The sequence below is a fragment of the Thermus thermamylovorans genome, from assembly GCF_004307015.1.
In the GTDB taxonomy this organism is placed as follows: domain Bacteria; phylum Deinococcota; class Deinococci; order Deinococcales; family Thermaceae; genus Thermus; species Thermus thermamylovorans.
Genome location: NZ_SIJL01000038.1, coordinates 1 through 1670, shown reverse-complemented (window position 1 = coordinate 1670; position 1670 = coordinate 1). Strand labels below are relative to the sequence as shown.

The following is a 1670-nucleotide window of genomic DNA, read 5'->3' as shown; positions in this document are numbered from 1 at the left end:
AGGTGAATATCCGAAAAGGGGGTGAAAGGTAGTATAGCTTAGTGTTCGCTATTTTTCAACTGTTTGCACCTCCCCTTTCCAGGAAGGCCTCCGCCACCCGGGCGAGGACCTCCTTCCGGAGGGCTTCCCGGCCCAGGGCCTCGGCCACCTCGCATGCGTCCCCGCCCTCGAGGGGGGTGAGCAGGTAGCCCCCAAGCTCCGCCTGCCACCTCTCCGCCGCCTTCCTCCCGGCCTCGTCCCCGTCCAGGAGGAGGAAGGTGGGCCTGCCGTCCGGCTCGGGGAGGGTGCCGTTCACCCCGGCCACCCCCACCACGTCCAGGAGGTCCCCCACGGCGAGGTAGAGGGCCACGGCGTTGAGCTCCCCCTCCACCACCAGGACCCCCGCCCGCTTCCCGTAGCCCGGGCCGTACCAGGGCGGCGTGCCGCACCCCCGGGTGAGGTAGCGATAGCGCTGGCCGTCCCTGGGCCTCAGGTGGCGCACCTTCACCGCCACCAGCCTTCCCTCGGGGTCGTGGATGGGGAGGTAGAGGTCCCCCTCGGGGGAAAGCCCCATCCCGAGGAGGACCGCTTCCCTCAGGGTGAGCCCCCGCCCCTTCAGGACCTCGGGGAGCTCCCTGGCTTCCCTGAGGCGGGCCTGGGCCTCGGAAAGGGCGGCCCCCAGGTCCACCGGGGGCTTGGGCTTCTCCTTCCCGCGCCGGAGCCGCTTCGGGAGCTCAGGGAGGGGCCTTTCTCCGAGGAGGATCTCCACCGCCTCCGCCTTGGAGAAGCCCGCGGCGAGGAGCAGGTGGTAGGCGTTGCCGCTCTCCCCGGTGGCGTGGTCCCGGAAGAACCACACTCCCCCGGCCTTGAAGAGGGATAGGGAGGGCTTCTTGTCCCCCCGCCAGACCGCCCGGTAAAGCCCGGGCCTGCCGGGCCTGGCCCCGGACTCTGGGAAGAGCCGGGCCACGAGCTCCGGCAGGTCCACCGTGTCGATCGCCTGGGTGAGCGGGTCCACGCCCCTTCCCGTGGGGCCGCTAGGCCCCCGGGCCCTTAGAGCACCTCCTCGGGTTCCAAGAAGGCCTCCAGCACCACCCCCGCCCCGTCCAGGTCCAGTCTCGCCCAAACCAGGGGGATCTCCTCCTGGAGGAAGAAGACCTCCGCCGCCACCTCCCCCTTGGGCCGCCTGAAGGTCCGAGCATAGCCCAGGGTCTCCAGCTGCAGCCGCTCCTCGGGGAGCAGGCTGGCCATAGACACCACGCTGGCCTCGCCATGGGCCAGCCTGCGGAAGGAGCCCTCGGGAAGGCGCAAAAGCCCCTCGAGGGCGCTTTCGCGTAGAACCACCACCAACCGCTCCCGCGAGGGGAGCAACCGCAACAGCCGGAACCCTGACCTCCCTTCCTCTTCAACCCGAACGCGGAAAAGGGCTTCAGTGCTCATAGCTCCACCTCAAAAGAAGCCGCATCGCCTCGAGGGCCTCCCTTCCCCTCAGGAGGAAGCGAAACACTCCCTGGACCTCCACCTCCGAGGCGGGCAAGCGTAGGGTGGGATAGGCGGGGTTGTGGGGTTTGAGGACCACCATGTCCCCTTCGGGGTAGATGTACTTGAGCGTGGTCTTCCCCTCGTGAAGCACGGCGGCAATCTCCCCTCGCCTCGGCCTTACTCCCCGCTCGGTCGTGTCAAGAGTTATGTGT

General features: G+C 68.9%; 3 protein-coding genes. All 3 read right to left on the bottom strand.

Annotation, left to right across the window (positions count from 1 at the left end; translation table 11 throughout):
- Positions 1–55 precede the first annotated feature (55 nt).
- Positions 56–994, bottom strand: a complete 939-nt coding sequence (locus ETP66_RS11760) for a toprim domain-containing protein (RefSeq protein ID WP_130842770.1) — start codon at positions 992–994, stop codon at positions 56–58.
- Between the two features lie 35 nt (positions 995–1029).
- On the bottom strand, positions 1030–1323 hold the full coding sequence (locus tag ETP66_RS11755; RefSeq protein ID WP_172596982.1) for a hypothetical protein: 294 nt from the start codon (positions 1321–1323) through the stop codon (positions 1030–1032).
- 82 nt (positions 1324–1405) lie between these two features.
- On the bottom strand, positions 1406–1670 hold a 265-nt coding region (locus tag ETP66_RS11750; RefSeq protein ID WP_130842769.1), incomplete at its 5' end, for a LexA family protein.